The organism is Pseudoalteromonas sp. SR45-5, from assembly GCF_014163565.1.
Lineage (GTDB): Bacteria > Pseudomonadota > Gammaproteobacteria > Enterobacterales > Alteromonadaceae > Pseudoalteromonas > Pseudoalteromonas distincta.
Genome location: NZ_JACJDN010000898.1, coordinates 1 through 1,200 on the forward strand (window position 1 = coordinate 1; position 1,200 = coordinate 1,200).

Here is a 1,200-nt window from a genome sequence, read left to right on the forward strand (position 1 = left end):
ATGGTTTTAGTAACGATAATTTTTTAATACGTACCAAACAACAAGGGTATTTATTAAAGTGTTATAAAAGCCATTGGCCAGCCATAGGACTTGAAGCACAGCGTTTTTTAAGTGAGCTTAATATATGTCCTGCGCCTGTTTGGCTCGATAAAAAGAATAGCCGTGCGGTATTTAATTATATTGAAGGTAATACAGCGCAATCGGATATAACGCTTAGCTTTATTAATAAACTTGCTCAAGTGCACAATTACAAAGTGTCTACTGCGCCAATGGATATAGCTAAAGAGCTGCATTTTTATCAAAGCACCGGCGTATATACGCAATATAAACCTCAAATAGAGCAGGCACTCAAAGTAGTTGCAGCCATGCAATTTGATGAAGGCTTTTGTCATAACGATTTGGTAAAAGATAACATTATTGTAAATGCTTCGGGCATGTATTTAATTGATTTTGAGTACGCGCAAACTAACGATGTATATTTTGATTTGGCAGCCCTTGCAGTGAGCTTTAATCTTAATGAGAGCAGTGACAGTACATTGTTAAACAACTATAAAAATAGCGTTGATAAAACAAGCACGTTTTACCCATCAATAGATAAGCTAAATTACTATAAACTGTTTCTTTTGGTGTTATGTATTGCTTGGTATGAGGAGCGCAACATAACTAGTAAATCTATAATGTTACGTGCGCAGCTAAATAAACTTGTTACTAATACTTTTTTATAAAAGTTACAAACCACCAAAGCGTTCAGCGAGCTCTTTGTACTTTGTTACTTCGGCCGCATCAAATTGTGGTTCGCCATTCTCGTCTTCAGATTTAGCAATTAATAAACTTTCTCTAGAGAGGCGTTTTACACGCTCTACTTTTACACCTAAAAACTCAGCGACTTGCTCAGTAGACATTAAACTCATCATTCTTTCCTCGTATTAAACTAATCCTCACAGCGACAATCATAATTTTAATGTTACTAAACCGTTACTGTTTCTTATCTAATAAGAATAAATAGCGTGTTTTTAAGCCTTTGTGAAGTGTTTTATTTAAAAGAGTTTAATTAATAAGCATATAAGCTGATCTTACTGGTATTTATTTAAAGATCTCTTTATCATTGCGGGTGCTAAAGCACTGATATCGCGAGTTGGTGTGGCGGCAACAAATGTGCTCTCGTGGTGAAATGGATATCACGTGGCCCTCCGGAGGCTG

The 1,200-nt window shown here is 35.9% G+C and carries 2 protein-coding genes; one reads left to right on the forward strand and one right to left on the reverse strand.

Features of this window, described 5'->3' with window-relative positions:
• The coding region (locus H5072_RS19930) for a phosphotransferase (protein ID WP_182694578.1) at positions 1–725 on the forward strand (725 nt) is incomplete at its 5' end.
• A gap of 3 nt (positions 726–728) precedes the next feature.
• On the opposite strand, the gene H5072_RS19935 is transcribed toward H5072_RS19930, so the two are convergent.
• Complete coding sequence (locus tag H5072_RS19935) at positions 729–911, reverse strand: hypothetical protein (protein ID WP_039490259.1); 183 nt, start codon at positions 909–911, stop codon at positions 729–731.
• Positions 912–1,200: the final 289 nt, after the last annotated feature.

Bases quoted from the DNA above. Each gene is read 5' to 3' on its own strand.
- H5072_RS19935 (WP_039490259.1), bottom strand. From the start codon at position 911: ATGAGTTTAATGTCTACTGAGCAAGTCGCTGAGTTTTTAGGTGTAAAA.